This is a genomic window from Streptomyces sp. NPDC002817, assembly GCF_053592055.1.
Genome location: NZ_JBSFUY010000011.1, coordinates 147950 through 174107 on the forward strand (window position 1 = coordinate 147950; position 26158 = coordinate 174107).

The window sequence follows — 26158 nt, forward strand, 5'->3', positions numbered from 1 at the left end:
GAGCGCACGGGGGCCGGCCGGGGGAGATCAGACGGCGCGGGCGTCCGCGGTGGCGGCCTTCGCCGGTTCCGTCTCCGCGGGGGCGTCGACGTCGGCGAGGTCCCGGTTGCGGGTCTCCTTGGCCACTCCCACCGCGATGAGGGTCAGGACGGCCGCGGCGATGACGTACAGGGCGATCGGGGTGGAGCTGCCGTAGTCGTCCAGGAGCGCGGTGGCGATCAGTGGCGCGGGCGCTCCAGCGGCGACCGAGGCGAACTGGGCACCGATGGAGGCGCCGGAGTAGCGCATCCGGGTCGCGAACATCTCGGAGAAGAAGGCGGCCTGAGGCGCGTACATCGCCCCGTGCAGCACCAGACCCACGGTGATGGCGAGGATCAGGTTGCCGAAACTGCCGGTGTCGATCAGGGAGAAGAACGGGAACATCCACAGCCCGATCCCGGCCGCGCCCAGCAGGTACACCGGCCGCCGCCCGACCCGGTCCGACAGGGCGCCCCACATGGGGATCACCGCGAAGTGCACGGCGGAGGCGATCAGTACGGCGTTCAGCGCGGTCTGCTTGGAGACGTCGGCCGCGGTGGTGGCGTAGACGAGGATGAACGCGGTGATCACGTAGTAGCTGATGTTCTCGGCCATGCGCGCGCCCATCGCGATGAGCACGTCGCGCCAGTGGTGGCGCAGTACGGAGACGATCGGGAGCTTCTCCGCGGAGGCCCCCTGCTCGGCCTTGCGGGCCTGGGCGTGGGCCAGGGCCTGCTTGAAGACCGGCGATTCGTCGACAGACAGACGAATCCACAAACCGACCATCACGAGGACGCCGGAGAGCAGGAACGGGATCCGCCAGCCCCAGTTGGTGAAGGCGCTGTCCGAGAGGACGGCGGTGAGCAGGGACAGCACGCCGGTGGCCAGCAACTGCCCCGCGGGGGCGCCGGTCTGCGGCCAGGAGGCCCAGAACCCGCGCCGCCGGGCGTCCCCGTGCTCGGACACCAGCAGTACGGCCCCGCCCCACTCGCCGCCGAGCGCGAAGCCCTGGACCAGGCGCAGCACGGTCAGCAGCACGGGAGCGGCCGAGCCGATCGTCGCGTGGGTGGGCAGCAGCCCGATCGCGAAGGTCGCCCCGCCCATCAGCAGCAGGCTCAGCACCAGCAGCTTCTTGCGTCCCAGCCGGTCGCCGTAGTGCCCGAAGACGAGGGCACCGAGCGGACGGGCGGCGAATCCGACGGCGTACGTCAGGAACGACAGCAGGGTGCCGACGAGCGGGTCGGAGCCCGGGAAGAACAGCTTGTTGAAGACGAGGGCCGCGGCGGATCCGTAGAGAAAGAAGTCGTACCACTCGATGGTCGTGCCGATGAGACTGGCGGCGACTATGCGCTTCAGGTTGTTCGGCGTCGGTGGAGCGGTTGCTGCGGAGGCCATGTGCGCCACTTCCTCGTGTGCGGTGGGGACGGGTACGTGTCGGCACACCGTAGAAACCCACAGGTCAGGCGCACATGTGGCGGGACAACATAGTTCAGCGTTGGATTGTGAGCGTGGCCTATACGTTCGCCTCGCGAGACCCCGGACCGAGGGCCTGAGGGACGGCGCAACAGGCAGTGTCAGAGATGCGTGATTCGGGGTGATTTGACTGAGCGGTGCTGGTGCCGGTGCTGGTTTGGTGCTGACTAAAATCCCACGTCATCACCCGTCTTCACCTCTCCCGTGCTGACTTGGTGCTGACTACGTAGCGTTGAACTCGAGCGCCTGGGGCCAATTGGGTGCGGGTCAGCGGGCGACGCCCGTTGCGCTGCGCGACACCCGTTGCCATTGAAGAACGGGCAAGGCATGGCCGCATGCACGGCAGGACTCTGGATAGGTCAGGTGCGATGGTGAGGCGTCGTGCTCTGGTTAGGGCAACGTACAGCGAACGATGCTCCTCGACTTGGGGGGGCGAGGCTGTTGTGCAGCGCTGCCGGCCCGCCGCATCCGAGGTCACGAACTCACTGCACCTGACGGAGCATCAGCTAAGTATACTCAGGAACACAGCTCTGACCAGCAGTGATAGTGAACTGCGACTGGAGTACTAGCCTGATGGGCTTGCCGGCTTCGCTGGCACGGGGTACCACCTGTTCGGTCATATGGCAGTGGGTCCCTCTGCGGACGCCTCTCGTGAGACAGTAAGGACGACTGTGGCCGATGAGCTGATCGATGTGGTGATCGCCGACGACCAGGAGCTGGTCCGGGCCGGCTTTGAGATGATTCTCGATGCCCAGCCGGGCATCCGGGTCGTGGGTGTCGCCCGCGACGGTGTCGAGTGCGTCGAGTTGGCCCGCCGGCTGCGCCCCGCGGTGGCGCTGGTCGACATTCGTATGCCGCGGATGGACGGTTTGGAGGTCACTCGCATCCTGGCGGAGGAGCGGTCGGGGGAATCCGCGACGAACGTCGTCGTGATCACGACGTTCGACCAGGACGACTACGTGCGCGACGCACTGCGCAACGGGGCCTGTGGCTTCCTGCTCAAAGACGCTCCGCCCGCGCTGCTCGTGGAGGCGGTACGGGCGGCTTCGCGTGGCGACGCGCTGGTCTCGCCGGCAGTCACCGTGCGGCTGCTGCGCGGACTGACGCACGGACTCGGCGGCGGCGAGGAGCACCGGGAGGCTGCCGGGCTGAGCGGCCGGGAGACGGAGATCGCCCGTCTGGTGGCGGTGGGCCGCACCAACCAGGAGATCGCAGAGGAGTTGTTCTTGTCGCTCTCGTCGGTGAAGACGTATCTGGCCCGGATCCAGGCCAAGGTCGAGGCCCGCAACCGTGTCGAGATCGCTGCCTGGGCGTGGGAGAACGGCGTGGTCACCTCTCGCGACCAGCGTCTGTGACAGGGCGCGGCAGGATGGCCTGTACCTCCCACTGACCGGAGTCCGTGGCACCGGCCCGGAAGGTGCCGTCGAGTGCCTCGACGCGTTCGCGCAGACCGATCAGGCCGAAGCCGCCGCGGCCGCCCGCCGGACGGTCCGCCGGGCGCAGCTTCGCGCTGTTGGTGACCGTCAGCTGCAGCCACTCCGTGGTGGCGTCCAGCCGTACAGTCACCTGCTCGTCCGGCGCATGTCGCAGGACATTGGTGAGGGCCTCCCGGACCACTCGCAGCACGGTCGCCTCGACCTCTGGGCTGAGTCGGCTCGTGCGGACCGCGGCGCTCGCCTCGAGCCGGGTCGCCGGGGCGTCCGGGCGGTGCCGGGAGAACTCGCCGACGAGATCCCCGAGTTCGGCGAGCAGATCGCCCGGCCGCAGGGGCCGATGGTTGTCCTCGCGCAGCACCCGCACCAGCCGGCGCATCGACTCCAAGGTCTCCGTACCGGACCGGGCGATCGCCTCCAGCGCTGGCTCGACCTTCTCGGGTGCGGTCGCGTGGACGGTCCTGGCCGCGTTTGCCTGCACGATGATGCCCGTCATGTGGTGGGCGATCAGATCGTGCAGATCCCTGGCCAGAGCCAGCCGTTCAGCCTGCCGGACATCCTGTACGGCGCGCTGCCGGCGGGCCTCGGTCGCGCGGAGGACGCACCCCATGGCGATGCCGAGCGAGAGCATGATCGTCACCGTGTAACCGCCCGCGATGAAGCCGTCCAGCGTCCGGGTACGCAGTGTCTGCGTCACCATGCTGACGGCCAGGACGGCGACGGTCCAGGCCATGGTGCGGGTGGGCTGGACCTGGCCGAGTGTCCGGATGATCAGGCACAGCAGCGCGAACGCCTCCAGGTAGCCGATGTCCGTTCCGGTCACCGGCACGAACAGGCACACGCAGGTGAGCGTGAGGGACAGGGCGGCCACCCCCGCCGACCGGACCGGGAACGTCGGTGAGTAGCGGGTACCGGGCAGCGCGAGCGCGGCCGCGGGGCCGGTGACGAACACCGGCAGCCAGGTGGTGGGGGAGAGCGGCGGCTCGGTCACGAACAGCAGCACCAGGATGTCGGCCGCCCACAGCAGGGCCAGGGACACCATCGCGGCGGCCGAGATGACGCGCCGGATACCAGGAGAAAACGGAAGCTTCCAGTCCACGTCACCACCCTAGGAAGCAGAACCGCTCCCGTGGTGTCGGCCGGATGACCGACACGGCGCGCCGCAGTCCGTACCCAGGGCTGACGTCGCGCCGGCGCGGGCTGCCGCAGCATGGTTCAAGGGCGCGGGCGTTCCCCCGGCACTCGTGTCCCACCCCCGGCCCATCGACGACGGGCCGCGCCCGGTCCCTTCGGCGTCCGGGCGTACGGGGTGGTCCTGGAGTGTGTGCCGCGGGCTATGGGACCCCGGCGCGCCGGGCGGGGTACCGGGTGAGTTGCCCGGGCACCGCCCTCTTTACCTCGTCTCGCTCTTGACGTACGGAGTCTCTGTTTCTCATGGCTACATTTCTGCACCGGATCGGGCGCGGCGCATTCAAGCGGCGCTGGCTGACCCTGCTTCTCTGGGCGGTCGTACTCGGCGTCGCGGGTGCCGCGGCGGCGGGCAGCAGCGGCAGCAGCAACTCGAACATCACCCTGCCCGGCATCGAGGCGCAGAAGGCGTACGACGTGCTCGGCGAGAAGTTCCCTGCGGCCAACGCCGACGGGGCGAGCGCCCTCGTCGTCGTCCGGGCGCCCGACGGGGAGAAGCTGGCCGACAGCGGTCTGCGGGCCGAAGTCTCCTCGCTGCTCAAGGACTTGAAGGCCTCGTCGCCACGGGTCGCCTCGGTCGCCGACCCGTTCGCGGCCAAGACCATCAGCGCCGACGGCGCCACTGGCTATGCCCAGGTCACGTACAAGGCCAAGGCCGCCGACCTGACCGACGCCGACCACAAACGTCTCGACGACGCCCTTGAGGCATCGCGCGACCAGGGCCTGACCGTCGAGGCGTCCGGCAGCGCGCTGGCACCCGCCGAGTCGGGCAGTTCCTCCGAGGCGCTCGGGTTCGTGCTCGCCGCGCTGATCCTGGTCATCACCTTCGGCTCGTTCATCGCGGCCGGCATGCCGCTGCTGACCGCCGTGGTCGGTGTCGGCGTCACCATGGGTGCCGTCTCCGCGCTCACCGCCGCCCTGGACCTCAGCAGCAGCACCTCGGCGCTGGCGACCATGCTGGGCATCGCGGTGGGCATCGACTACGCCCTGTTCATCGTCTCCCGCTACCGCTCCGAACGCGCCGCAGGGTTTGACGCCCGCGAGGCGGTCGGCCGGGCGAACGGGACCGCTGGTTCGGCGGTGGTCTTCGCCGGTCTGACCGTCGTCATCGCCCTGGTCGGTCTGGCCGTGGTGAACCTGCCCATCCTCACGGCCATGGGCATGGCCGGAGCCGGAGCCGTCGTCGTCGCCGTGTTGGTCGCCATCACCCTGGTCCCGGCCCTGCTCGCTTTTGCCCCTGACCGGGTCCTGGGGCGTGGTTCCCGCCGAAAGCCCATCCGTACGAAGACCCCCGCCCTGAAGCCGCGGGTGGCGGAACGCTGGGCGGCCTTCGTCCTTCGCCGTCCGTGGAAGGTTCTGCTCTTCTCGGTCCTTGGTCTCGGTGTGATCGCACTGCCCGCGACCAAGCTCGAACTGGGTCTGCCCGACGACAGTTCCAAGCCCACCGCCACCACCGAACGCAAGGCCTACGACATGCTGGCCGAGTCGTTCGGCCCCGGTTTCAACGGCCCGTTGACCCTCGTCGTCAGTGACAGCGACCCTGCGGCCACGAAGGCAGCGGTCGGTCAACTCACCGACCACGTCGTGGACTTGAAGGATGTCGCCGCCGTCACCCCGGCCACGTACAACCCGGCTGGTGACACCGCGATGGTCACCGTTGTCCCCAAGAGCTCGCCCGCGAGCGAACAGACCAACGACCTCGTCCACACCATCCGCGACCAGGCCCAGGATGTCCAGACCGCGACCGGCGCGCAGGCCCTGGTCAGCGGTAGCACCGCGATGAACATCGACGTCGCCGCGAAGTTCTCCGCCGCGATGTTCCCCTACCTGACGCTCATCGTCGGCCTGGCCTTCTTGGTCCTGATCCTCGTCTTCCGCTCGATTCTGGTGCCGCTCAAGGCGGCGCTCGGCTTCCTGCTGTCCGTCCTCGCCTCTCTCGGCGCCGTGGTCGCGGTCTTCCAGTGGGGCTGGTTCAAGGACCTGTTCGGCCTGCAGGCCACCGGCCCGGTCATGAGCCTCATGCCGATCCTCCTGGTCGGCATCGTCTTCGGCCTCGCCATGGACTACCAGGTCTTCCTGGTCACCCGGATCCGTGAGGCGTACGTCCACGGCGCCGAGCCGCGAGCCGCGATCACCGAGGGCTTTCGGCACAGCGGGAAGGTCGTCATCGCCGCCGCGCTCATCATGACGGGTGTCTTCGGCGGCTTCGTCGGCGGAGACGACGCCATGATCAAATCACTCGGCTTCGGTCTGGCCGTCGCGGTGATCTTCGACGCGTTCGTGGTCCGTATGACCATCGTGCCCGCCGTCCTGGCCCTGCTCGGCCAACGGGCCTGGTCGCTGCCCGGCTGGCTCGACCGGCGCCTGCCGCACGTCGACATCGAAGGCGAGAAGCTCGACAGCGCAGTCCCCGCGCCCCACGAACCCACCCCCAGGGGCGCCGACTTCACCCCGATCCGCTGAGCCCTCCGATGCGCCCACACATCCCGCGTGCGGGCGCATCACCCAGGAGTGAGCCATGCGGAAAGGCACCGCGGTCCTCACCGCCGCGATCATCGTCGCTCTGACGGCCTGTCCCAACAGGCCTCAAAACGCACGGCTGAGCTTCCGGACCTGCGCGGAAGGAATGGGAAAGTCTGCTCGCAGCTACCGCCGCCAGCGCGCTTGCCCCTCACCACATCCGTCACCCTGTACGTCGTGAAGAAGGGCGCGACCTGCCGAGAGGGCGTTTATACAGGTCAGGCTCGTTATGCGGCTCATCACTGTGCTTGTCCAGGTGCTTTCATCCGGTAGGTCGCCTATGGCCTTCCCCGTGAAGACGGAGCGGCCGTCCATCTAGTTCGACTCCGTGCCCGGAAGCCCGTCTGGTTTGAAGATGCCACGGAATCGGTGAACTCGGGGATCTGCACGTACTGCACTCCGGGACTCTGGAATCACTGCGGTGGCCGAAGCCGCTGGCCGCGGCTTCCTCGGCACCGGCGGTACCGGGCGCGCGGACATCGGCGTTGCCGTTCTCGCCTCTCTGGGCGCGTCGACTTTCGCCACGTCGGCGCGGACCTCGATGACGAATTGGTGTCGCGGCGCAAGCCCGGTGGTCGGGGAAGCGCCCGCCGATGTTCTTGGCGCCCGCGGGCAGTGCGCAGTAGCGAGCGGCCCTCGGGGCGCCCCGGAGGCTGGTGGCGTCACTCCGGGGCCATGACCGATGCCGCCCCGACTTCCGCTGTCTTCTCCGGTGGGCGCACACCACCCCGTGCCCGGCCCGGTGGCCGAATCGGGCCGCCCGACACGTGAGATCTGCTCGGTTCGCTCGACCTGTTCGGCGATGGCTTCGCCCGGGATCAGGTCGGCCCAGTCTGCGACGTTGCCGGGCTTCGGGTTCAATGGGCCTCGGCGCCCTCGAACCGCCTGCCCGCGAAGCTGGTGAGGGCCGCGGGCAGGTTCCCCGTTTCTCGAATCGCGCTGTTCACTGAGGCTGTCGCCTCCCAGCGTCCCGGACCCGTGACACAGCAGAGGAATTGCCGAGTCAAGGGAAAGGGACCTCGCTGAGGGTGCTGTTCGTCATCGCGTGACTGGCCGATCCAATGCTGAGCCGGGCGCCGCGCCACGGACTGAGGACTCGGAGTTGAGCCGTCCCGATCGGAAGGGCTCCACCCGTTGGGGCAGCTCGGCGAAGCCCGCGTCCGACAGTGCCCCCGCGAGCCCGGGGAGCGCGGAGATCCGGCCGACGAGCGAGGCGTCCACTTCCAGGCGGGCGGTGTCACCCAGGTCGCGGACCCGGAGGTCGGTCACAGTCAGTCCGGCGTCGGCCAGGAGCGCGCGCACCGCCGTCTCGGCCCGGTCGACGCGGGCCAGGCGGTGCGGGGTGACCTCGATGCCGTAGCGGATCCGGCTGGCCAGACAGGGCGTCGCGGGTTTGTTCCAGGTCGGCAGTGACCAGTGCCTGCTCAGCAGGCGCACCTGCGCCTTGGTCAGGCCGGTGTCGAGGAGCGGGGTGTGGATGCCGCGTTCCCGGCCGGCCCTGATGCCCGGGCGGTGGGGGTCCCGGGCGTCGTCCGCGTTGGTTCCGGTGGCCACCAACTCGTATCCGTGGTCGTGGGCGAGCACGGTGATGGTGTCCAGGACCTCGGACTTGCAGAAGTAGCAGCGGTCGGGGCCGTTGGCGCGGTAACCGGGACGGGTCAGTTCGCTGGTGCGCGGGGTGAGATGAGTGACACCGAGGTCTGCGGCCAGGCGGCGGGCGTGCGGCAGTTCACCGGCTGCCAGGCTCTCCGACACGGCGGTGACGGCGAGAACCCGCTCCGGGCCGACGGCACGTACGGCGGCGGCGAGCACGAGGGCGGAGTCCGCGCCGCCCGAATAGGCCACGGCGACGGCGCCGATGGCGCGCATGCGCTCCACAAGCCGGTCTGCGAGGACGTCGGCGTGTGCGAGTGCGGACGCTCCTTCGTCTGTGACGGTCATGGTTGTCCTCCTGCGAGAAGGTCGGTGTGCTGACGGGCGGCGACCCGGCCGCTCCCCGCGAGTGCGCGTGCCGCGACGGTCCGGAGGGGTACGCCCAGGGCCGCGGCGACGGAGGCGAGGTCGTCGTGTTCGGGTTTGGCGCCGTGCGGACCGTGCTTGATCCGAACCGGGTGGCCGTCCACGTGCACGGTCTCGAAGTCTCGCGGCAGCGCGGTGCGGGTGGCGCCGACGCGGCGGATGCCGAGGCTGCCGGTTTCCGACAGTACGAGGTCGCGCAGCCGACGCTCGTCCTGGCGGGTGGTCAGGACGTGCAACACGTGCGCGGGGCGGTTCTTCTTCATCACGGCGGGCGTCACCCAGGCGTCGAGAGCACCGGACTCCATCGCCCGGGTGATGGTGTGTCCGAGGATCTCGCCGGTGACGTCGTCGAGGTTGGTCTCCAGAACGACGACGTCCTCCGCCGGAGGGTCTTGACTCGAAGCTGCCGGGGCGGGGATTCCCAGGGTCACCGACGTGACGTTGGCCCGGTCCGACAGGGGGCGGGTGCCCGCCCCGTACCCGGTGCGGCCCAGGGTCATGGGTGGCGGCGGTTCGTACCGTGCCCCGAGCGCGCGCAGCAGTGCGGCGCCGGTGGGCGTCACCGTTTCGCCGGGCAGATCGCTGCCCATGACGGCCGCTCCGGCGAGCAGCGCCAGCGTGGCGGGTGCCGGGCAGGGCAGTACTCCGTGCGCCGAGGCCACCCGCCCCCTGCCCAGCGGGAGCCGTGCGCTGAAGACGTCGGAGACGCCCAGGGCGTGCAGGGCCGCCGCGACGCCGACGATGTCGACCAGGGTGTCGTGGCCGCCGAGTTCGTGGAGGTGGACGGTGGCGGGGTCGGCGCCGTGCAGGCGGCCCTCCACCTCGGCGACGGCGGTCACGGTGGCGACCGTGAGGGCGGCGACAGGTTCGGGGGTGGCCCGGGAGGCGAGGCGGACGACTTCGGCGGCCTGCCGCTCGGTGCACGGGTCGGTGACGTCCACGTGGACCCGGGTGGCGGCCAGCCCGTGGTCGGTGACGCGCTCGGCGGTCAGTTCCCAGCCGGTGAGACCCGTGGCGGCGATCGAGGCCCGGATCGCGTCCAGCGGTGCTCCGGCGTCGATGAGGGCGGCCAGGAGCATGTCTCCGGCCAGCCCGGTGAACGGGTTGATCCAGGCGATCACCGGGCACCTCCGGGTGTGTTCACACGCCTTTGTGTGTTCGCAAGGCTTTGGGCGATGCGGTGGACCGCCATCGCGGCCGAGAAGCCGGAGTCGATGTTGACCACCGTCACCCCCGCAACACAGGAGGCGTGCATGGCGAGCAGTGCGGTGACGCCCTCCAGGGACGCGCCGTACCCGGTGGAGACCGGCACGGCGACGACCGGTGCGCGCACCAGACCGCCCACGACACTGGCGAGGGCGCCCTCCATCCCGGCCACGACGATCAACGCGTCGGCGGCCTGGAGCCGGTCACGCACCTGGAGGATCCGGTCGAGGCCGGCCACACCCACGTCGTGGATGGCGGTGGTGTCCAGGCCGACGGTGGAGGCCACGGCGGCGGCTTCGGCGGCTACGGGCCGGTCCGAGGTGCCGGCCGCCACCACCGTCACGCAGAAGTCCACGGCCGGAGACGGCCGCCAGTACAGCAGCCGGGCCTCGGCGTCGTACGTTCCCGGACCGTGTGGCTGACCGTCGTACGTTCCCGGGTCGTGTCGCTGCCCGTCGTACGGCTCCGGGCCTCGCGTCTCCTCGTCGTGCCCGCCCGGATCCAGCCGTGCCATGACGGCCTCGGCGGTCTCCGCCTCGATCCGGGTGACGAGGACAGGACCGGTGTTGTGTTCCAGCAGCCCGGTGACGATGCCGCTGATCTGCTCGACCGTCTTGCCGGGTCCGTAGACGACCTCGGGGAGTCCCTGCCGGGCCTCGCGGGCGAGGTCCAGCCGGGCGAAGCCCAGGTCCAGTACCCCGCTCATGCCCCACTCCTGTCGACGTACGGGATGGTCTGCGGTCCTTCGGGTAGGACGCAGAGACGGGCGCCGGGACCCGCTGCGGCCAGCGCCTCGGCGACGGTGGCCGAGATGTCGCGGGTCTGTCGCAGGTGGGCGGTCTCCAGTTCGGCGTCGCTCAGGAAACCGGTGTGCATGACGACCCGGCTGCCGGACTGGATACGCGCCTGGATCTGCACCTGCCACTGGTCGGGCACGGTTTCGGTGCGGGCGCTGATGTCGTCGAACAGCGCCTGCGGTGATGGAGCGGAGGCCAGCACCTCCCGGTAGGAGCCGTGGTCGGGGAAGCCGTCGCGGCACTCGGCCGCGCAGACGATCATGCCGCCGGGTTTGACCACCTGGTAGGCGGCGGACATGCCCTTAACGGCCTGGTAGAGGTTCTGGTCCAGCGGGAAGCCGGAGTTGGTGGTGACGACGACGTCGAACGGCGCCTCGACCGGCCGCATCGCCATGCGTTTCGCCGTGGCCGTGGCCGCCGCGTGCATCGGCGCCAGATCGCCTCCGAAGGCGGCCACGATGTCCTTGTCCCGGTTGAGCACCACGTCCAGCGAGAAGGTGACTCCGGTCGCCTCGGCGATGGCCCGTACGTCGTCATGGACGGGGTTGCCGTGGATGTTGCCCCAGGTGGCGCGCGGGTCGCCGATGCGGGCCGCGTCGTGCAGGACGAGGACCGTCTCCAGCGCGGCCAGGCCGGGGGCCACGAGTTTCGGACCGCCCGAGAAGCCGGCGAAGAAGTGCGGTTCGACGAAGCCCGTGGTGATGCGGACGTCCGCCTCGGCCCACGCACGGTTCAGCCAGACCGGGACGCCGTTGCCGTACGTCCCCATCCAGGTCAGCTGTCCGGGGTCGCGGGCGTCGTGGTTGACGATGCGTACGGCGTCCACGACCTCGTCGCCGAACATCTCGCGCAGTTCCGCCTCACCGTTGCCCCGGTGGGTGCCGGTGGCGACGAGGATCACCACGTCCTCCAGACGGACGATCCCGTCGAGTTCGGCGAGGACGGCGGGGATCATCAGATGGCGCGGCTGGGGGCGGGTGCCGTCGCAGGCCGAGATCGCCACCGTCTGCCCCGGTCGCACCCGTTCGCGCAGCGGGGGCCCGGCGACGGGGTCGCGCAACGCCTCGCGCAGTACGGCCATTTGGTCCGCGGCGGCCTCGTGGTGAACGGGTGAACGGGTTCGACGACGGTCGCCGTCCGCGGATCCACCTCGATGTCGAGGCCCGACTGCCCGTAGGCCAGACGTATCTTCACAGGTTTTCCTTCCGCAGTCGGTAGGCACGGTCCGCCGTGCCGCCGAAGACCTCGGCACGTTCGGCGGCGGTCAGTCGGTCGGTCACTTCCTCGGCCGCGCGGACGACCTCTTCGTAGGAGGCGGCCAGCAGGCACACCGGCCAGTCGGAGCCGAACATCACACGGGACGGGCCGAAGGCGTCCAGCACCTCGTCGGCGTACGGGCGCAGATCCGCGACGGTCCAGCCGGTGCGGTCCGCCTCGGTGACCATGCCGGACAGCTTGCAGAACACGTTGGGTTCGGCGGCCAGTTCACGGATCAGCGAGACCCACGGGTGCAGTTCGCCGGAGGCGATGGGCGGCTTGGACAGGTGGTCGAGGACGAAGGTCAGCTCGGGCAGGGCCCGTACGGTGGCGATGGCGGCGGGGAGTTGGTGCGGGAGGGTGAGCAGGTCGTAGGCGAGACCCGCGTCCGCCACTCTGCCCAGTCCACATCGGACGTCCGCCCGGTTCAGCCAGCCCGGGTCCGCCTCGCCCTGCACCAAGTGCCGGACCCCCACCAGGAGTTCACCTCCGATGCCCGACCGCAGGGCGGCCAGTGTGTCCGTCAGGCGGTCCGAGGTGAGGTCCGCCCAGCCGACGACACCTGCGACCAGGTCCGCCGCCCCCGCCAGGGACAGGAACTCCACGGTCTCGTCGGCATCGGGGAGGACCTGGACCAGGATCGTCCGGTCGATGCCCGCCGCCGCGGCCTCCGGCGCGAGGTCGTCGAGGGTGAAGTCACGGCGTACGGCTGCCATGTCGGGGGCGTCCAGCCAGTCGTGCGCGCGACGGCTCGGGCCGGAAGCGGTCCCGGGCGCTCTCGGAGCCGTCTCTGCCACAGGCGTCGCGGGCCGGGGCCGCCAGACGTGGTGGTGTGCGTCGATCCGTGTCATGGCCGGGCCCCCGCCAGGGCGTCGAGTTCCGCCCACAACTCCGCGGGGATCTCCGCCGTGGCGTGCGCGATGTTCTCCGTGACCTCCAGTGGACTGCGCGCGCCGAGGACCACACCGGTGACCGCCGGGTGGCGCAGCGGGAACTGCAGCGCGGCGGCGGCCAGCGGCACCCCGTGGGCCACGCACCGCTCGGACAAGGACCGGGCGCGGTGCAGCACTTCGTCGGGGGCCGGGGCGTAGTCGTAGGTGGCGCCCGGAGACGGGTTGGCGAGGATGCCGCTGTTGAAGACGCCGCCGACCAGGACGCCCACCTCGCGCTCGGCGCACAGCGGCAGCAGCACGTCGGCCGCGCCGCGGTCCAGCAGGGAGTAGCGGCCGGCGACGAGTACGCAGTCGAGGTCGGTCTCGGTGACGAAGCGGGTGAGCATCGCCGTCTGGTTCATGCCCGCGCCGATCGCCCGGACCGCTCCCTGGTCGCGCAGCCGGGCCAGTGCCGGGTACGCCCCCGTGACCGCCTCCTCCCAGTGGTCGTCCGGGTCGTGGATCAGGACCGTGTCGAAGGCTTCGAGACCGGACCGCTCAAGGCTCTCGGCGAGCGAACGGTAGACGCCCCCGGCACTGTAGTCGCGAACCCGGACCAGCCCCTGTTCGCCGTGGAACGCCTCGTCCCCGAGGGCGGGGTCGCCCGGCACGAGCAGCCGTCCCACCTTGGTGGACACGGTGAACTCGGCGCGCGGGCGGCCGGTGTCGGCGAGGAAGGATCCCAGCCGCCGTTCCGCGAGCCCGGCACCGTAGTGCGGGGCGGTGTCGAAGTACCGGACACCGGCCGCCCAGGCGGCGTCGAGCGTGGCGGTGGCCTGCTCGTCGCCGACCGCCGAGAACAGCCCGGCCAGCGGTGCGGTGCCCAGGCCGATACGGCTGACGGTGGCCCCGGAGCGGCCGAGCGGGACGCGCTCGGTGAACCAGGGCGGGCTCGCGGAGGTCATCAGGCCTGTCCGAGGACGTGCCGCTGGCGGCCGAGCCGGTCGATCTCCACCTCGACCACGTCACCGGCGGCCAGGTAGGGGAAGTCGTTGGCGCCGAAGGCCACGCCGGCCGGGGTGCCGGTGCTGATCACGTCTCCGGGGTCCAGCACCATGAACTGGCTCAGGTACCAGACGATGTGGCGCACCCCGAAGATCATGTTCTTGGTGTGGCCGTCCTGGCGCAGTTCGCCGTTGACCCACAGCCGCATGGCCAGCCCCTGCGGGTCGCCGGTCTCGTCCGGGGTGACCAGCCAGGGGCCGAGCGGGTTGAACGTCTCGCAGGACTTGCCCTTGTCCCACTGCCCGCCCCGCTCGTGCTGGAAGGCCCGCTCGCTGACGTCGTCGGCGATCGCGTAGCCCGCGACGACGTCGTCGGCCGCCTCCGGCGAGTCCAGGTAGCGCGCGGTGCGGCCGATGACCACGGCGAGTTCGATCTCGTAGTCCGTCTTCTCGCTGGTGCGCGGCACGAGCACGGTGTCGTCGGGGCCGACGACCGTGTTGGCGGCCTTCATGAAGACGACCGGTTCGGCAGGGGGCGGTGTGTCCGTCTCCGCAGCGTGATCGACGTAGTTGAGCCCGATGCACACCACCTTGCCGGGGCGTGCCACCGGGGCTCCGACCCGCAGGCCGGCGATCTCCGTGTGCGGCAGCACGTTCTCGGCCAGGGCGGCACGGACGCGTTCCACGCCACCCTCGGCCAGGAACGCTCCGTCGATGTCGACGGTCAGCGGACTCAGGTCTCTCGCGGTGCCGTCGGAGTCAAGGACCACGGGCCGCTCGGAGCCCGCCGGGCCCACGCGCAGAAATCTCATCGGTACTCCTCGGTGAGGTGAACATGCCCGCCCGGTGACCTGGCAATTCGGTACCCGGGAACGGGACATGAGGAAGGAAAAAGGAACATAGGGCGCATCGGTGGTCGGAGAGGGAGCGCCTACACGGCTGAGCCGTCTCCGGGGAGCCGACCGGCCCGTTCCAGGTGCTCGCGCAGCCACCGCTCGGTGGTGCTGACGTGCATCAGCGCCGCCGCCTGGGCGAGTGCGGCATCGCCGTCGGCCAGCGCTTGGTAGATCGCCTCGTGTTCGGCGAGGGTGCGGCCGGCGGCGTTGTCGTCGACCAGTCCCCGCCAGACACGGGCACGCAGTGTCCGGCCGGAGATGCCCTCCAGGAGGGTGGCCAGCGTGGCGTTGCCGGTGGCCGCGACCACGGCCCGGTGGAAGGCGGCGTCGTGCTCGTTGAGGCGCTCCACGTCGTCGCGGGCCGCCCGCATCGCGTCCAGGTGCCGCTCCACCTCGCCGAGCTCGGTGGCCGAGATCCGGGTGGCGGCCAGCGCCGTGGCTACCGGCTCGAACAGTCGGCGCACCTCGGTGAGCTCCAGCAACGTGTCGCCACGCAGCAACTCCACCGCGGACCCGATGCTGCTCAGCAGCAGCTCCGGTTCCAGGCTGGTCACGTAGGTGCCGTCCCCGCGCCGGATCTCCAGCACCCGCGCGACGACCAGCGCCTTCACCGCTTCCCGCATCAGGTTGCGGGACAGACCCAACTCCGCGGCGAGCTGTTGCTCGGGCGGAAGTTTGGCCCCGGGGGGCAGCTCGCCCGACTGGATGAGGTCCCTGATGCGGTCGATGGCCTTGTCGGTCAGTGACATGCGTGGCTGCCCTCCTCGTCGTTGCGTGCGCAGCGGCGTCGTCTGGTCAGCGCGGAAGAGGTCGCCGCGGCCATCGCCTACCTGGCGAGCCCGCTCTCCGGCTCCACCACCGGCACCGATCTCGCCGTCGACGGCGGCATGCACGGGCTGCGGATCCGCCCGCGGGCCTGAACAAGGAGATTGAGAGGCTGTTGTCACTCCGGAGTTGAGGACTGCGTTTTCGCTGGTCGGGCGTCGGGTCGGCGGTCTTGTGGGAGTAGTGAGCCCTTTCCAACCTCACGCTGATGCGTGGTGAAGGACGAGAACGGCCTTCATCACGTCGGTGATCCGATTGGTGCTGCAGCGGAGCTTCCGCAGGAGGTGCCAACCCTTGAGGGTGGCCATGGCCCGCTCGCCGAGGCAGCGGATCTTGGCGTGGGTGGTGTTGTGGCGGCGCTTCCATCTCTTGGGGCGGCGGCCCCGAAACGGTACTCGGACGGGTCGGCCGGCGCCTTGATATGCCTTGATGCTCCTATAGAAGTCAAGTCGCTGAGGCTGTGCCGCCGACGTGAGTGCGAGTGAGGGCGTGATAGACCTCGCGGGCGATGAAGCGTTTGAGGCAACGGATGATGTCCTTCTTGGTCAACCCCTGCTGCGTGCGGCGCGCACCGTAGGCGCGCGTGCGGGGGCAGCCCAGCACTTGTACCCTGCGTCGGCGAGGCCCAGAGCAGCCGTCCGATCGGATCGGTGAGGACCTGGGCGTTCATGCCGTGGCGTTTGTGTTTCCCGGAGTAGTACGGGGTACCGGCGGCGATGCGATCGATCGGCAGCAGGGTGCCGTCGATGATGACGAACGCTTTGGCCCGGATCATCCTCATCGCCTCGGCCAGGGATGGGGCGAGGGTGGACAGTGCCTCGACGGCTTCGCGTAAGTCACTGCACCGCAGGTGGACCAGGGCGAGCATGCCCTGACGTGCGGCGGAAAGGCGCCGCCATCGTGTCCCGATCTCCTGCCGCTTGGCTGTCAGTTGTCCGGTCAGGAACCGCAAGGTGCGGCTGGACGGATCAATCGAGGACGGGTAGACAGGCACACGTAGCTCCTGGCGGACATGGGTGATCTTGGTCGAGAACCCGTCTACCAGGAGCTTCGTCGTTGCGCAGGATGTTCCAACTCGCGGTCAGCGCCGCTGGCTTGGAAAGGGCTCCGTGTCGCTCGGGCGGAGGCGCTGGCTGGGAGGCTTGACCAGACCTGTCTCGTAGGCGAACACGACCGCCTGTGCACGGGCCCGGGCGCCGATCTTGGCCAGGATGCTGCTGATGTGGGTTTTGAGCGTGGTCGGTGCTATCGACAGCCGTTCGGCGATCTCCGTGCTGCTCCAGCCGGAGGCGAGAGCGGCGAGCACTTCGCACTCGCGCTCGGTGAGGTGGGACAGTCTGCGTCGATGTTCGGGAAGGGCGGCCGGGTTCTGCTCGCGGACTGTGGCGACGAGTGCGCGGGTGAGAGCGGGTGACAGGACGGCACCTCCGAGCGCGAGGCTGCGGAGAGCCTCAGTCAGCTCGCTGGGAAGGGTGTCCTTGAGGAGGACTCCGTTGGCGCCGGCGCGCAGGGCGGCGCAGGCGGACTCGTCAGCGTCGTAAGGGGTCAACACCAGGACCCGGGCGGGGAGTCCGCCACTCCGGTCGGAGTGAGGAGCCCCTGAACCGTGGTCGGGTCTGGTGATGCAGCGTATGGCCTGGAGGTACTCCTCGTCCGGTTGGCCCATGTCGATGAGAACGACATCGGGCCGGAGGTCTTCGACGAGTCGGACCGCCTGGCCACAGGCGGTCGCCTCACCCACGATCGAGAGGTCGGGCTGGGCTTCCAGGTACATCCGCAGGCCGAGACGTTGCAGAGTCTGGTCGTTGACGATGAGCACGGTGGTCATGCGGGGTTCTCCCGGCGGACCGGACTCTGAACGCGTTCGGCCGGCCATGGTCGGGGCGGGGGTGGGGGCGGTGTGTGGGTGATGACCCGGCCACGGATCCCGGAATGTTCCGGATCGTGACCGGGCCTCCACCCGCACCGGGCGCCTGTCCCCACCGGCAGCCGGTGCGGACCGGACACGCGCTCCGCTCAAACACGCGCGACCGGAGTCGGGGATACGGGAAGCAGGCCGGGGCGGCCTGCACGGTGGCCCCCACGACTCCCCGCTGTGGTGTTCCTAGCCCCTGACCGCGCTCAGGACGGCGGTGGCCATGCCGCGTTCGCCGCGTTCGTTGGGGTGGACCATGGCGGCGGGGCTGCTGGGTCTGAGGGGTTCGATCCAGCGGGTGGCTGCCGGAGAGCAGGCGTCGTGACCGGCGGACGGCGTGAAGGTGTCGACGTACGTCGCTCCGGCGGCCTGAGCGCGTTGACCGAGCATGGTGTTGAGCTCCTGCTGCTTCTGACGGAGGAACGTGACGTCGCCGGGGGCGATGGGCAGACCGCGACCGCAGGCGGTGCCTTTGACGGGCAGGATCGACGGGTAACCCACGACGTAGATGCGGGCGTTCGGCGCGCGGCGTTCGATCTCGTTCAGTACCCGGGTGAGGCGGTCGCCCGTGGCGCTTATCTTCTGGGTTACTTGGTCGGTGTTGCCGGAGGTGTACTTCTCCTTGCAGGGGGCCTTGTCGGTGATGTCCGTGATGCGGTCGACCAGTTTGAACAGTGTGCCGGTACCGACGCACTTGGTGATCAGTGAGCTGAAGCCGATGTCGTTGCCGCCGATGCCGAGCGTTACCAGTCTTGTGCCGGCGGTCAGCGCGGTGAGTTGTGCGGGGTTGGTGCCGTTGCCGGTGGACTGGGGAGCGGTGAGGTCGGCGGTGGTGGCGCCGCTGCAGCTGACGTCGCGGAAGTCGGCTGCCTTGATTCCGAGTTCTTTCGCCACGACAGAGGGGTAGTTGCGGCTGGATCGGTCGCAGCCGATCGGGGTGCTGGTCAGAGGAGGGATCTTGGGGCCCGAGGTGTATGAATCGCCGAGTGCCACGTAGGGCCCTTTGAGTGTCTCCATCTCGGTGCTCTTGGTGCTTTTCGCGCGCTCGTCCTTGCTGCCGTTGTTGTCGGAGTTCTGTCCGATGCTGACAGCGGTGAGGAGTACTCCGCACGCGAGGGCCACGCCCATGCCGGTTCGTGTCAGCTGTCCCATTACGGTGTCCTGTTCTGTGTTGCGGTTGCCGGGTTGCGGGGACGTTTTGGTGAACACGGAGCGGTGTCGGTGTGACCCGGGCTTCGAACGAGCCGGGCGGGTGGGGTGGGTCAGGCGGGGCGGACAAGTCCGGTGTCGTAGGCGAAGATCACGGCCTGGACACGGTCGCGGGCGTCGATCTTGGTCAGGATGCGGCTGATGTGGGATTTCACGGTGGATTCGGCGAGGTGGAGGCGTTCGGCGATTTCCGTGTTGGTCCAGCCGCTGGCGATGGCGGTGAGGACTTCGCACTCGCGTTGGGTGAGCTCGTCGAGGCGGCGCTGCTGCTGTGGGGAGTGGCCGGGGAGGCGGTCGCCGAAGGTGTCGATGAGTTTGCGAGTGAGGCCGGGGGAGATGACGGCGTCGCCGGCGGCGACGGCGCGGACGCCGGCGACGAGTTCTTCGGGTTGGGCGTCTTTGAGGAGGAAGCCGCTGGCTCCGGCGCGTAGGGCGGCGTAGGCGTATTCGTCGAGGTCGAAGGTGGTCAGGACGAGGATGCGGGAGCGGCCGCCGGTCTGGATGATGCGGCGGGTGGCTTCGATGCCGTCCATGCCGGGCATGCGGACGTCCATGAGCACGACGTCGGGGCGGAGTTCGGCGGTCATGCGGATGGCTTCGGTGCCGTTGGTGGCTTCTCCGACGACGTTCATGTCGGGTTGGGCTTCCAGGAGCATGCTGAAGCCCATGCGCTGCAGGGCCTGGTCGTCGACGATGAGTACGGTGGTCATGAGCGGTACTTCTCCGGGGAGTTGGGCTGCGGGTCGGGTACGAGGAGCGCGCGGACGGTCCATCCGCCGTCGGCGTTGGGGCCCGCGGTGACGGTGCCCTTGTAGAGGGCGGCACGTTCGCGCATGCCTACCAGGCCACGGCCACCGCTCGCGCGGCGACGGTCTGCGGAGGGAGTTCGGGGCGGTCCGGTGTCCTCGACTGTGACGTGGAGGGCGTTGGGGTCGGTGGTGAGGGAGACGTGGACCGAGGTGTCGGGGGCGGCGTATTTGACGGTGTTGGTGAGGGCTTCCTGGATGATGCGGTAGACGGACAGTTGGAGGCCCGGTGGCAGGCGTGCGAGGTCGCCGTGGGTGTCGAGGGTGACGGTGGGGCCTGCCGCACGGACCCGGTCCAGTAGTGAGTCGAGGTCGGTGAGGCTGGGTTGTGGGGCGAGTGGTGCGTGGTCGGTTGCTTTGTTGTCCTCGCCGATGACGGCGAGGAGGCGGCGTAGTTCGGCGAGGGCGTCGCGGCCGCTGCTGCTGATGATGCGCAGGGTCTGGGCGCCGCGTTCGGGTTTGGTCTCGGCGAGGGCGGCGGCGCCGTCGGCGAGGCCGACGATGACGGAGAGGGTGTGGCCGAGGATGTCGTGCATCTCGCGGGAGACGCGGGCGCGTTCCTGTGCGGTGGCGAGGCGGGCCTGCTGGTCGCGTTCCTTCCTGAGGGTGTCGATGTAGGCGCTGGCCAGTCGGCTGAGCAGACCGAGTGCGGCGAACGCCGCCATCGCGGTCATGGCCAGCATGGTCACGACCTCTGGCCGGGTGGCGTGCTCCAGCTGGCGGCCCCTCCAGAACACGGCGGCCCACGCCACGAGCTGCGCGGTCGTGATGCCGACCGCGAGAGCGAGATGCCGCGGGGTGCTGTAGCGGCCGACGTTGAAGAGAGCCACGACGCGTGCGGACTCGGAGCCGGTCAGGACACCCAGAGGGAGGGCCACCACAGAGGCGGCGGTGGTGAGCGCGAAGACGAGCATGGGCCTGCGTTCCCGCCACAGGAGCGGGACGGCGAAGGCGAAGATGAGGGCCACCTGCGCCGGAACGTCTCCGGTGTTGTGCGGGTTGAGATAGGAGGTGACGCCGAGCGCGGCGCAGATGGCCGGTACCCCCCAGTGCCGAACCTTGGGGTGAGCCCGGTCCGCTCTGCGCCACGCGGCCAGCCGGAAGAGGACCGAGGCGACCACGCGCTGCTCGGAATCGACGGACAGATTCTCCAGGGTCCGGCGGTCGTCCGGGCGGGGGGCGTGCGAGGAGGCGCTCGGTGTGGTCACGGGAGTCCTTCGCGGGTCGGGAGGCCGCCCGCCGGTCCCGGGGGGATTGGACCGGCGGGCGGGGCTGGAGGCGGCCGGGGGAGGTCGCCGTTCCGGTCGGTGGCCGGCAGCGGTTGCTGCTGCCCGCCACCGTCAGCGCTTGCGGAACAGTCTGTTCCGAAGATCCCTCATTGTCGTCGCCTTCCGCTGGGCCGTGTCGGCAGGCGGGGCCTCGACCTGGCGGGCGCGGCGTGGCCTGAGCTTGGGCAGTCCTAGCTTCCTGCCGCGGTTACTCGTCTCGCGAGCCTGCGTTTCCGTGCCGCCAGTGAGGTCGCTACCGTCGGTGATCCCGGCGTCCGTACCGTTGTGCGCATCGGCGTCCTGGTCGAATGCGCGGCGCTGCATGCGTCCGGAGAATCCGACCCGGCCGCGGTCGTGCTGGGGAAGCGGCGACGTGAATGCAGCAGTGTCCGAGGTATCGGCGCCGGAGCCGCTGGTGAGTACGGGTGGGGCACCGTGGTGGTCGGAGCCCGGGCAGCCCCCCGCGGGTACGCCGGCCAGCACGGGCTCGGGTCCGGTGCTCGCCTGTGCGGCTGCCAGAGCGTGGCGCAGCTTCTCGCCCTCGACGTCCACGTCGGGCATGACGCGGTCCAGCCACTTGGGCAGGGCCCAGGCACGTCGCCCGAGCAGGGTCATGACCGCCGGGACGATGGTCATACGGACCACGAAGGCGTCGAAGAACACCGCGGACCCGAGACCGAGACCGATGGACTTGATGAGGGCCACGTCGTCGAGGAGGAATCCGGAGAACACGGAGATCATGATGATCGCCGCTGCGGTGACCACACGGGCGCTGTGCCGGAAACCCTGAACGATGGCCTCGGTGGGTTCGGCCCCGTGGACGTACTCCTCCCGCATCCGGGTGACGAGGAAGACCTCGTAGTCCATGGCGAGGCCGAAGACGACACCGATCAGCAGGATGGGCAGGACGCTCACGATCGGCGCGGTCTCCTGGATGCCGAAGAGGTCCTTCAGCCAGCCCCACTGGAAGACGGCCACCACCACGCCGAGGGTGGCGCCGACACTGAGCAGGAAGCCGAGCGCGGCCTTGAGCGGGACCAGGATCGAGCGGAAGACCAACAGCAGGAGGACCAGTGCCAGGCCGACCACGATCGCCAGGTAGGGGATGAGGGCCTGGGCGAGCTTGGTGGAGACGTCGATGTTGACGGCGGTGGTGCCGGTGACCATGAGGTCGGCGCCCGTGTCCTGGTGCAGCGCGCTGCTCTGGTCACGGATGCTGTTGACCAGATCCTTGGTGGCCTGGCTGCTCGGCGCGCTCTCGGGGATGGCGCCGATCAGGGCCACGTCGCCGCCCTCGTTGAACGCGGCGTCGCGCACCGTGGCCACGTCGGGGAGCTTCTTGATCAGTGCGACCGCGTCCGCGGCGGCGGCCTCGGGGTCGTCGCTGTCGCGGGCGTCGAGGACCACGGTCAGCGGTCCGTTGAAGCCGGGTCCGAATCCTTCGCTGAGCGTGTCGTAGGCGATGCGCTGGGTGCTGTCGGGGGACTTCATGGAGTCGTCGGGCAGGGCCAGGCGCAGGGACATGGCCGGGATGGTCAGCAGGCCCAGACCGATCACCGAGACCGCGAGGACCTTGACCGGGTTGCGGGTCACGAAGCGGGCCCAGCGCACGCCCAGTGCCTCACCCTCGCCGCGCTCCTCCAGAGCGCGCATACGGCGGCTGAGGAGCTTGGCCTTCATGATCCGCGTCCCGGTGAAGCCGAGCATCGCGGGCAGCAGGGTCAAGGCGATGAGGACCGCGACCGCGACGGCGAACGCGGAGGCCAGGCCCATCGAGGTGAGCATCTTGATGCCGATGACGCTCAGGCCCGCCAGCGCGATGATCACGGTCAGGCCGGCGAAGACGACCGCGGAGCCGGCGGTGCCCAGGGCACGTCCGGCGGCCTCTTCGGGGTCGTGTCCGTCGCGGATCTCGTTGCGGTAGCGGGAGACGATGAACAGGGCGTAGTCGATGGCGACGGCCAGCCCCAGCATCAGCGCCAGGGTCGAAGCGGCCGAGGCCATGTCGGCGAACGAGGTGGCGATGGTGATGCACATGACCGCCACGCCCACGCCGAGGATCGCGGTCAGCAGCGGAAGCCCCGCCGCGATGAGCGAGCCGAAGGTGATCACGAGGACGACGGCGGCGACCGCGAGACCGATCAGCTCGGCTGCTTTACTGGCCGCCTTGTCCTCGACGGCGTCGCCGCCCATGCTCACCGTCAGTCCGGCCTCGGTGCCTTCCTCGGCGACCTTGTCGAGGGCCTGGTGAGCGGCGCTGCTGACGTCTGACTTGGCGACCTTGTACGTCACCTGCGTGTAGGCGATGGTGCCGGAGTCGCTGACCAGGCCACTGGTGAACGGGTCGGAGACGCTCGCGACCTGAGGCGAGGTCTTCAGCTCGGCCACCAGCTCGGTGATGCGCGCCTTGTTGGTGCTGGAGGTGAGCTTCTCCCCGGCGGGCGCTTCGAAGACGACCCGGGCGGTGGCGCCGGAGGCGGAGGCCTGAGGGAACTCCTTCTGCAACAGGTCGATGGCCTTCTGGGACTGGGTGCCGGGCAGCGTGAAGCTGTCCGAGGTGGAGCCGGTGGAACTCATGGCGCCGATACCGACGGCGGCCAGGACGGCGATCCACATCAACAGAAAGAGGCGCCGTCGCCGGAAGGCGAGCCGTCCCAGTCGATAGAGGAAGGTGGCCACGGGGTACTCCCACCAGGAGAAGAGGTCATTGCGCGATCTGAGGCCCGATCGATGCTTGATCTCAAGCTAGGCGCGGTTTCCCGCGCTCCCTGCCCCCTGTGGAACCGAATCGACGCGCTGCGACTAGTACCGCAGTACTAATGCGCCTCGTCCTCATGGCGCGGCGCCCGGCGCTGCACCGGTCATTCCGGGAGGGTGACCACCACCCTGCCCCGCCCGCCCGCGTCGATGCAGTCGTGGGCCTTGGCGACGTCCTCCAGCGGGTAGCTGTCTGCGACGCCGACGGTCACCGCGCCGACCGCGGCTGCCGCGGTGAGGTCGCGGGCGGCCTGTCGTTTGGCGTCGGCGGGGAAGTCGTCGCTGCCGAGCAGGCGCAGGATGATGTTGTTGAAGAGCAGGGGCCAGAAAGGGAGTTCGGTGCGGTCGGCGTGGGTTCCGTAGGCGGCGATGACGGCGTCGGGCGCGGTGACCGCGTTGTCGAGGTCGGCGTTGGCCGACACGGACACCTCGACGACCCGGTGCACACCGTCGGGTGCGTACGCGCGGATCGCCGCCGCCGGGTTCTCGGCGTCCAGGGCGACGGCGTGAGAGACGGCTGTCGCGTCGACATGGCCCAGGTCGCCGCTGCGGCGGACGGTGCCGATGACGGTGGCGCCGCCCCATCGGGCGAGCTGGGCGGTCAGGGAGCCGACACCGCCCAGCACCCCGTGCACGAGAACGATCCGCCCGTCGACCGGGCCGTCCGCGAACACCGCGCGGTGGGCGGTGATACCGGGGATGCCCAGGCTCGTGCCGAGCTCGTCACCGAGGTGGTCGGGGAGCCTTACGGCCTGTTGTTCGGGTACGACGGTGTACTGGGCGGCGGTGCCGAACGGCCGGTAGGACTGGGCGCCGTAGAGCCACACCCGCTCTCCCACTCGGTGGGCGCCGGCTCCGTCGCCCACTTCGTCGATGACGCCGGCGGCGTCGCTGTGCGGGATCACACGGGCGTAGGGCATCGAGGAACTGAGCCAACCGCGCCGCTTCTTGGTGTCGCCGGGGTTGACGCCGGAGACGGTGACACGGACGCGGACCTCGCCGGGGCCGGGGTGAGGGTCCGGCAGCTCGCCGACGCGCAGGACGTCGGCGGCGGGGCCCTGCTGGTCGTACCAGGACGCGAACATGGACGTTCCTCCGATGTCTTTCAGGGGTTGTCAGGTGGTCGGTGGTTCCTCGCCCAGGACCTCGTGCAGCCAGGTTCGTTCGGCGCGGCTGGTCGCGCGGGCGGTGAGAAGCAGGCCCCGTCGGTAGGGGTCGGCGACGTCCTCGGCGCGCAGGGGCAGGTTCCCGTCGTAGAAGAAGCTCGCCGGCTCCTCCAGGAAGGTGAGGCGTCGGCGCAGCACCGCGTACTGCTCGGCGACGTCGGGGAGGAAGGAGAGGAACGACAGGATCGTGGCGAACCGGGTCTGGTCGGTGATCTCGTGGGCGGCCGGCCTGCGCAGACACTCCAGCATCTCGACACGGCCGGCCTAGGTCAGGCTGAGCACATAGCGGGCGGCACCCGCGAGCGGTCGGCCCGCCGCTCGAGCAGGCCCGCCTTGGCGAGGCGGTTGACGGCCGGATAGAGGCTGCCGTCACTGACCGGACGCGTATAGCCGGTCAGATGCGAGATCCGGCGGCGCAACTCATGACCCGGCACAGGGCCGCCGGCGAGGAAGCCCAGGATCGCGAGTTCCAGCATGAGGTCATCTTCCCGCGGAAGCATCGAATCGATGTTTACATCATATCGGTGTGGCATCAGTGGCTATCGGCAGCCCCCTCGGGTTGGAAGCCCGCGCGTGACGCAGAGCGTGCTGTCCCGGGCGTGATACGAGCCCTTGGCGCGCTGTCGTCCGATCACGTCCAAGACCGGCTGGGGCGGCGCAAGGCCGTGGCGGTCTCCTCGGTCAGACGGAGCGGAACCCTCCTCCTGGAAGATCCGACAGGTCTGATGCGTGCGAACGAGGGCGCTGTCCTGCCGGTCTGGCCAGACCTGTCTCGTAGGCGAACACGACGGCCTGGACCCGGGTATGGGCACCGATCTTGGTCAGGATGTTGCTGATGTGGGTCTTGAGTGTGGTCGGTGCTATAGACAGCCGTTCGGCGATCTGCGCGTTGCTCCAGCCGGAGGCGAGCGCGGCGAGCACTTCGGTTTCACGTTCGGTGAGGTGGGACAGTCTCCGTCCTCGGTCGGGCTCGCCGCTGGAATCCTGTTCGCGGACGGCCTCGATCAGCGCGCGCGTGAGTCGGGGAGGTAGAACCGAGCCTCCCTGCGCGACGGTGCGCACGGCTGCGGCGAGTTCTTCGGGCAGGGCGTCCTTGAGGAGGATTCCGTCGGCGCCCGCGCGCAGGGTGGCACGAGGGTACGCGTCGCCGTCGGAGGCGATCAGTACGAGCACCCGCGGGGGGAGTCCGCCTGTCGGTTCGGGGCGAGGCGCCTTGGCGTGGCAGTCGGCTCGGATGATGCGCCGGATGGCCTGAATACGGTCGGTGTCCGTTCCGTCCAGGTCCAGGAGGACGACATCGGGCTGGAGGGCGGTGGCGGCTCGGACCGCTTCGGCGCAGTCGGCCGCCTCGCCCACGACCGTGAGGTCGGGCTGAGCCTCCAGGAACATGCGCAGGCCGAGACGTTGCAGAGTCTGGTTGTTGACGATGAGTACGGTGGTCATGCGGGCGGTCTCCCGGCGGACCGGGCCCGGAGGAGTTCGGCCGCCATGTTCGGAGCGGGGCGGAGCAGAGGATGCGGGGCCCGGCC

The 26158-nt window shown here is 69.8% G+C and carries 18 protein-coding genes and 4 pseudogenes; 3 read left to right on the forward strand and 19 right to left on the reverse strand.

The features are described from left to right. Nucleotides 1-27 precede the first annotated feature (27 nt). On the reverse strand, nucleotides 28-1413 hold the full coding sequence (locus tag ACWD3I_RS22485; RefSeq protein ID WP_365392630.1) for an MFS transporter: 1386 nt from the start codon (nucleotides 1411-1413) through the stop codon (nucleotides 28-30). A gap of 749 nt (nucleotides 1414-2162) precedes the next feature. Here ACWD3I_RS22485 and ACWD3I_RS22490 point away from each other — a divergent pair. Next, complete coding sequence (locus ACWD3I_RS22490) at nucleotides 2163-2846, forward strand: response regulator transcription factor (RefSeq protein WP_365392627.1); 684 nt, start codon at nucleotides 2163-2165, stop codon at nucleotides 2844-2846. Here the strand turns inward: ACWD3I_RS22490 and ACWD3I_RS22495 are convergent. After that, nucleotides 2821-4023: a sensor histidine kinase gene (locus ACWD3I_RS22495; protein WP_365392624.1), complete on the reverse strand. Its 1203-nt coding sequence runs from the start codon at nucleotides 4021-4023 to the stop codon at nucleotides 2821-2823. The two genes, ACWD3I_RS22490 and ACWD3I_RS22495, sit on opposite strands and share 26 nt — an antisense overlap. 335 nt (nucleotides 4024-4358) lie before the next feature. Between ACWD3I_RS22495 and ACWD3I_RS22500 the strand changes: the two genes are divergently transcribed. Next, complete coding sequence (locus ACWD3I_RS22500; RefSeq protein WP_365392622.1) at nucleotides 4359-6575, forward strand: MMPL family transporter; 2217 nt, start codon at nucleotides 4359-4361, stop codon at nucleotides 6573-6575. 1095 nt (nucleotides 6576-7670) lie between these two features. On the opposite strand, the gene larE is transcribed toward ACWD3I_RS22500, so the two are convergent. From larE to ACWD3I_RS22540, 8 genes are all read right to left on the reverse strand, one after another. Then, nucleotides 7671-8573: an ATP-dependent sacrificial sulfur transferase LarE gene (larE, locus tag ACWD3I_RS22505; RefSeq protein ID WP_365392620.1), complete on the reverse strand. Its 903-nt coding sequence runs from the start codon at nucleotides 8571-8573 to the stop codon at nucleotides 7671-7673. Then, nucleotides 8570-9772 (reverse strand): nickel pincer cofactor biosynthesis protein LarC, encoded by a 1203-nt coding sequence (gene larC / locus ACWD3I_RS22510; protein WP_365392618.1) that lies wholly within the window; start codon nucleotides 9770-9772, stop codon nucleotides 8570-8572. Before larC ends, larE begins: the two co-directional genes overlap by 4 nt. Next, nucleotides 9769-10563, reverse strand: a complete 795-nt coding sequence (gene larB, locus ACWD3I_RS22515; RefSeq protein WP_365392616.1) for a nickel pincer cofactor biosynthesis protein LarB — start codon at nucleotides 10561-10563, stop codon at nucleotides 9769-9771. The genes larC and larB overlap by 4 nt, the downstream gene beginning before the upstream one ends. After that, entirely contained in the window at nucleotides 10560-11735 is a 1176-nt protein-coding gene (larA, locus tag ACWD3I_RS22520) for a nickel-dependent lactate racemase (protein WP_365392614.1), read from the reverse strand. Before larA ends, larB begins: the two co-directional genes overlap by 4 nt. 109 nt (nucleotides 11736-11844) lie before the next feature. Beyond that, entirely contained in the window at nucleotides 11845-12762 is a 918-nt protein-coding gene (locus ACWD3I_RS22525) for an amidohydrolase family protein (RefSeq protein ID WP_365392611.1), read from the reverse strand. Next, complete coding sequence (locus ACWD3I_RS22530) at nucleotides 12759-13748, reverse strand: aldo/keto reductase (protein ID WP_365392609.1); 990 nt, start codon at nucleotides 13746-13748, stop codon at nucleotides 12759-12761. The genes ACWD3I_RS22525 and ACWD3I_RS22530 overlap by 4 nt, the downstream gene beginning before the upstream one ends. Beyond that, a complete protein-coding gene (locus ACWD3I_RS22535; RefSeq protein ID WP_365392607.1) occupies nucleotides 13748-14599 on the reverse strand; it encodes a fumarylacetoacetate hydrolase family protein in 852 nt (283 codons plus the stop codon). The genes ACWD3I_RS22530 and ACWD3I_RS22535 overlap by 1 nt, the downstream gene beginning before the upstream one ends. Before the next feature lie 119 nt (nucleotides 14600-14718). Further along, nucleotides 14719-15432, reverse strand: coding sequence for a FadR/GntR family transcriptional regulator (locus ACWD3I_RS22540; protein ID WP_365392605.1), 714 nt, complete (start codon nucleotides 15430-15432; stop codon nucleotides 14719-14721). Nucleotides 15433-15447: 15 nt separating this feature from the next. Here ACWD3I_RS22540 and ACWD3I_RS22545 point away from each other — a divergent pair. Beyond that, nucleotides 15448-15603, forward strand: a pseudogene (locus tag ACWD3I_RS22545) (SDR family oxidoreductase); the annotation flags it as partial. A gap of 105 nt (nucleotides 15604-15708) precedes the next feature. Here ACWD3I_RS22545 and ACWD3I_RS22550 read toward each other — a convergent pair. From ACWD3I_RS22550 to ACWD3I_RS22590, 9 genes and pseudogenes are all read right to left on the reverse strand, one after another. Further along, nucleotides 15709-16502 (reverse strand): annotated as a pseudogene (locus tag ACWD3I_RS22550) (IS5/IS1182 family transposase). Nucleotides 16503-16589: 87 nt separating this feature from the next. Then, a complete protein-coding gene (locus ACWD3I_RS22555; protein ID WP_365392603.1) occupies nucleotides 16590-17336 on the reverse strand; it encodes a response regulator transcription factor in 747 nt (248 codons plus the stop codon). Nucleotides 17337-17612: 276 nt separating this feature from the next. Beyond that, nucleotides 17613-18575, reverse strand: coding sequence for an SGNH/GDSL hydrolase family protein (locus ACWD3I_RS22560; RefSeq protein ID WP_365392600.1), 963 nt, complete (start codon nucleotides 18573-18575; stop codon nucleotides 17613-17615). A gap of 110 nt (nucleotides 18576-18685) precedes the next feature. Beyond that, entirely contained in the window at nucleotides 18686-19342 is a 657-nt protein-coding gene (locus ACWD3I_RS22565) for a response regulator (RefSeq protein ID WP_451084145.1), read from the reverse strand. Continuing rightward, nucleotides 19339-20646: a sensor histidine kinase gene (locus ACWD3I_RS22570; RefSeq protein WP_365414254.1), complete on the reverse strand. Its 1308-nt coding sequence runs from the start codon at nucleotides 20644-20646 to the stop codon at nucleotides 19339-19341. The genes ACWD3I_RS22565 and ACWD3I_RS22570 overlap by 4 nt, the downstream gene beginning before the upstream one ends. Nucleotides 20647-21165: 519 nt before the next feature. Continuing rightward, nucleotides 21166-23385: pseudogene (locus tag ACWD3I_RS22575) on the reverse strand (MMPL family transporter); the annotation flags it as partial. 182 nt (nucleotides 23386-23567) lie between these two features. Further along, complete coding sequence (locus tag ACWD3I_RS22580; RefSeq protein WP_365413977.1) at nucleotides 23568-24548, reverse strand: NADPH:quinone reductase; 981 nt, start codon at nucleotides 24546-24548, stop codon at nucleotides 23568-23570. A gap of 30 nt (nucleotides 24549-24578) precedes the next feature. Next, nucleotides 24579-25105, reverse strand: a pseudogene (locus ACWD3I_RS22585) (PadR family transcriptional regulator). Between the two features lie 205 nt (nucleotides 25106-25310). Next, nucleotides 25311-26072, reverse strand: coding sequence for a response regulator transcription factor (locus ACWD3I_RS22590; protein WP_365413979.1), 762 nt, complete (start codon nucleotides 26070-26072; stop codon nucleotides 25311-25313). Between the last annotated feature and the right edge of the window lie 86 nt (nucleotides 26073-26158).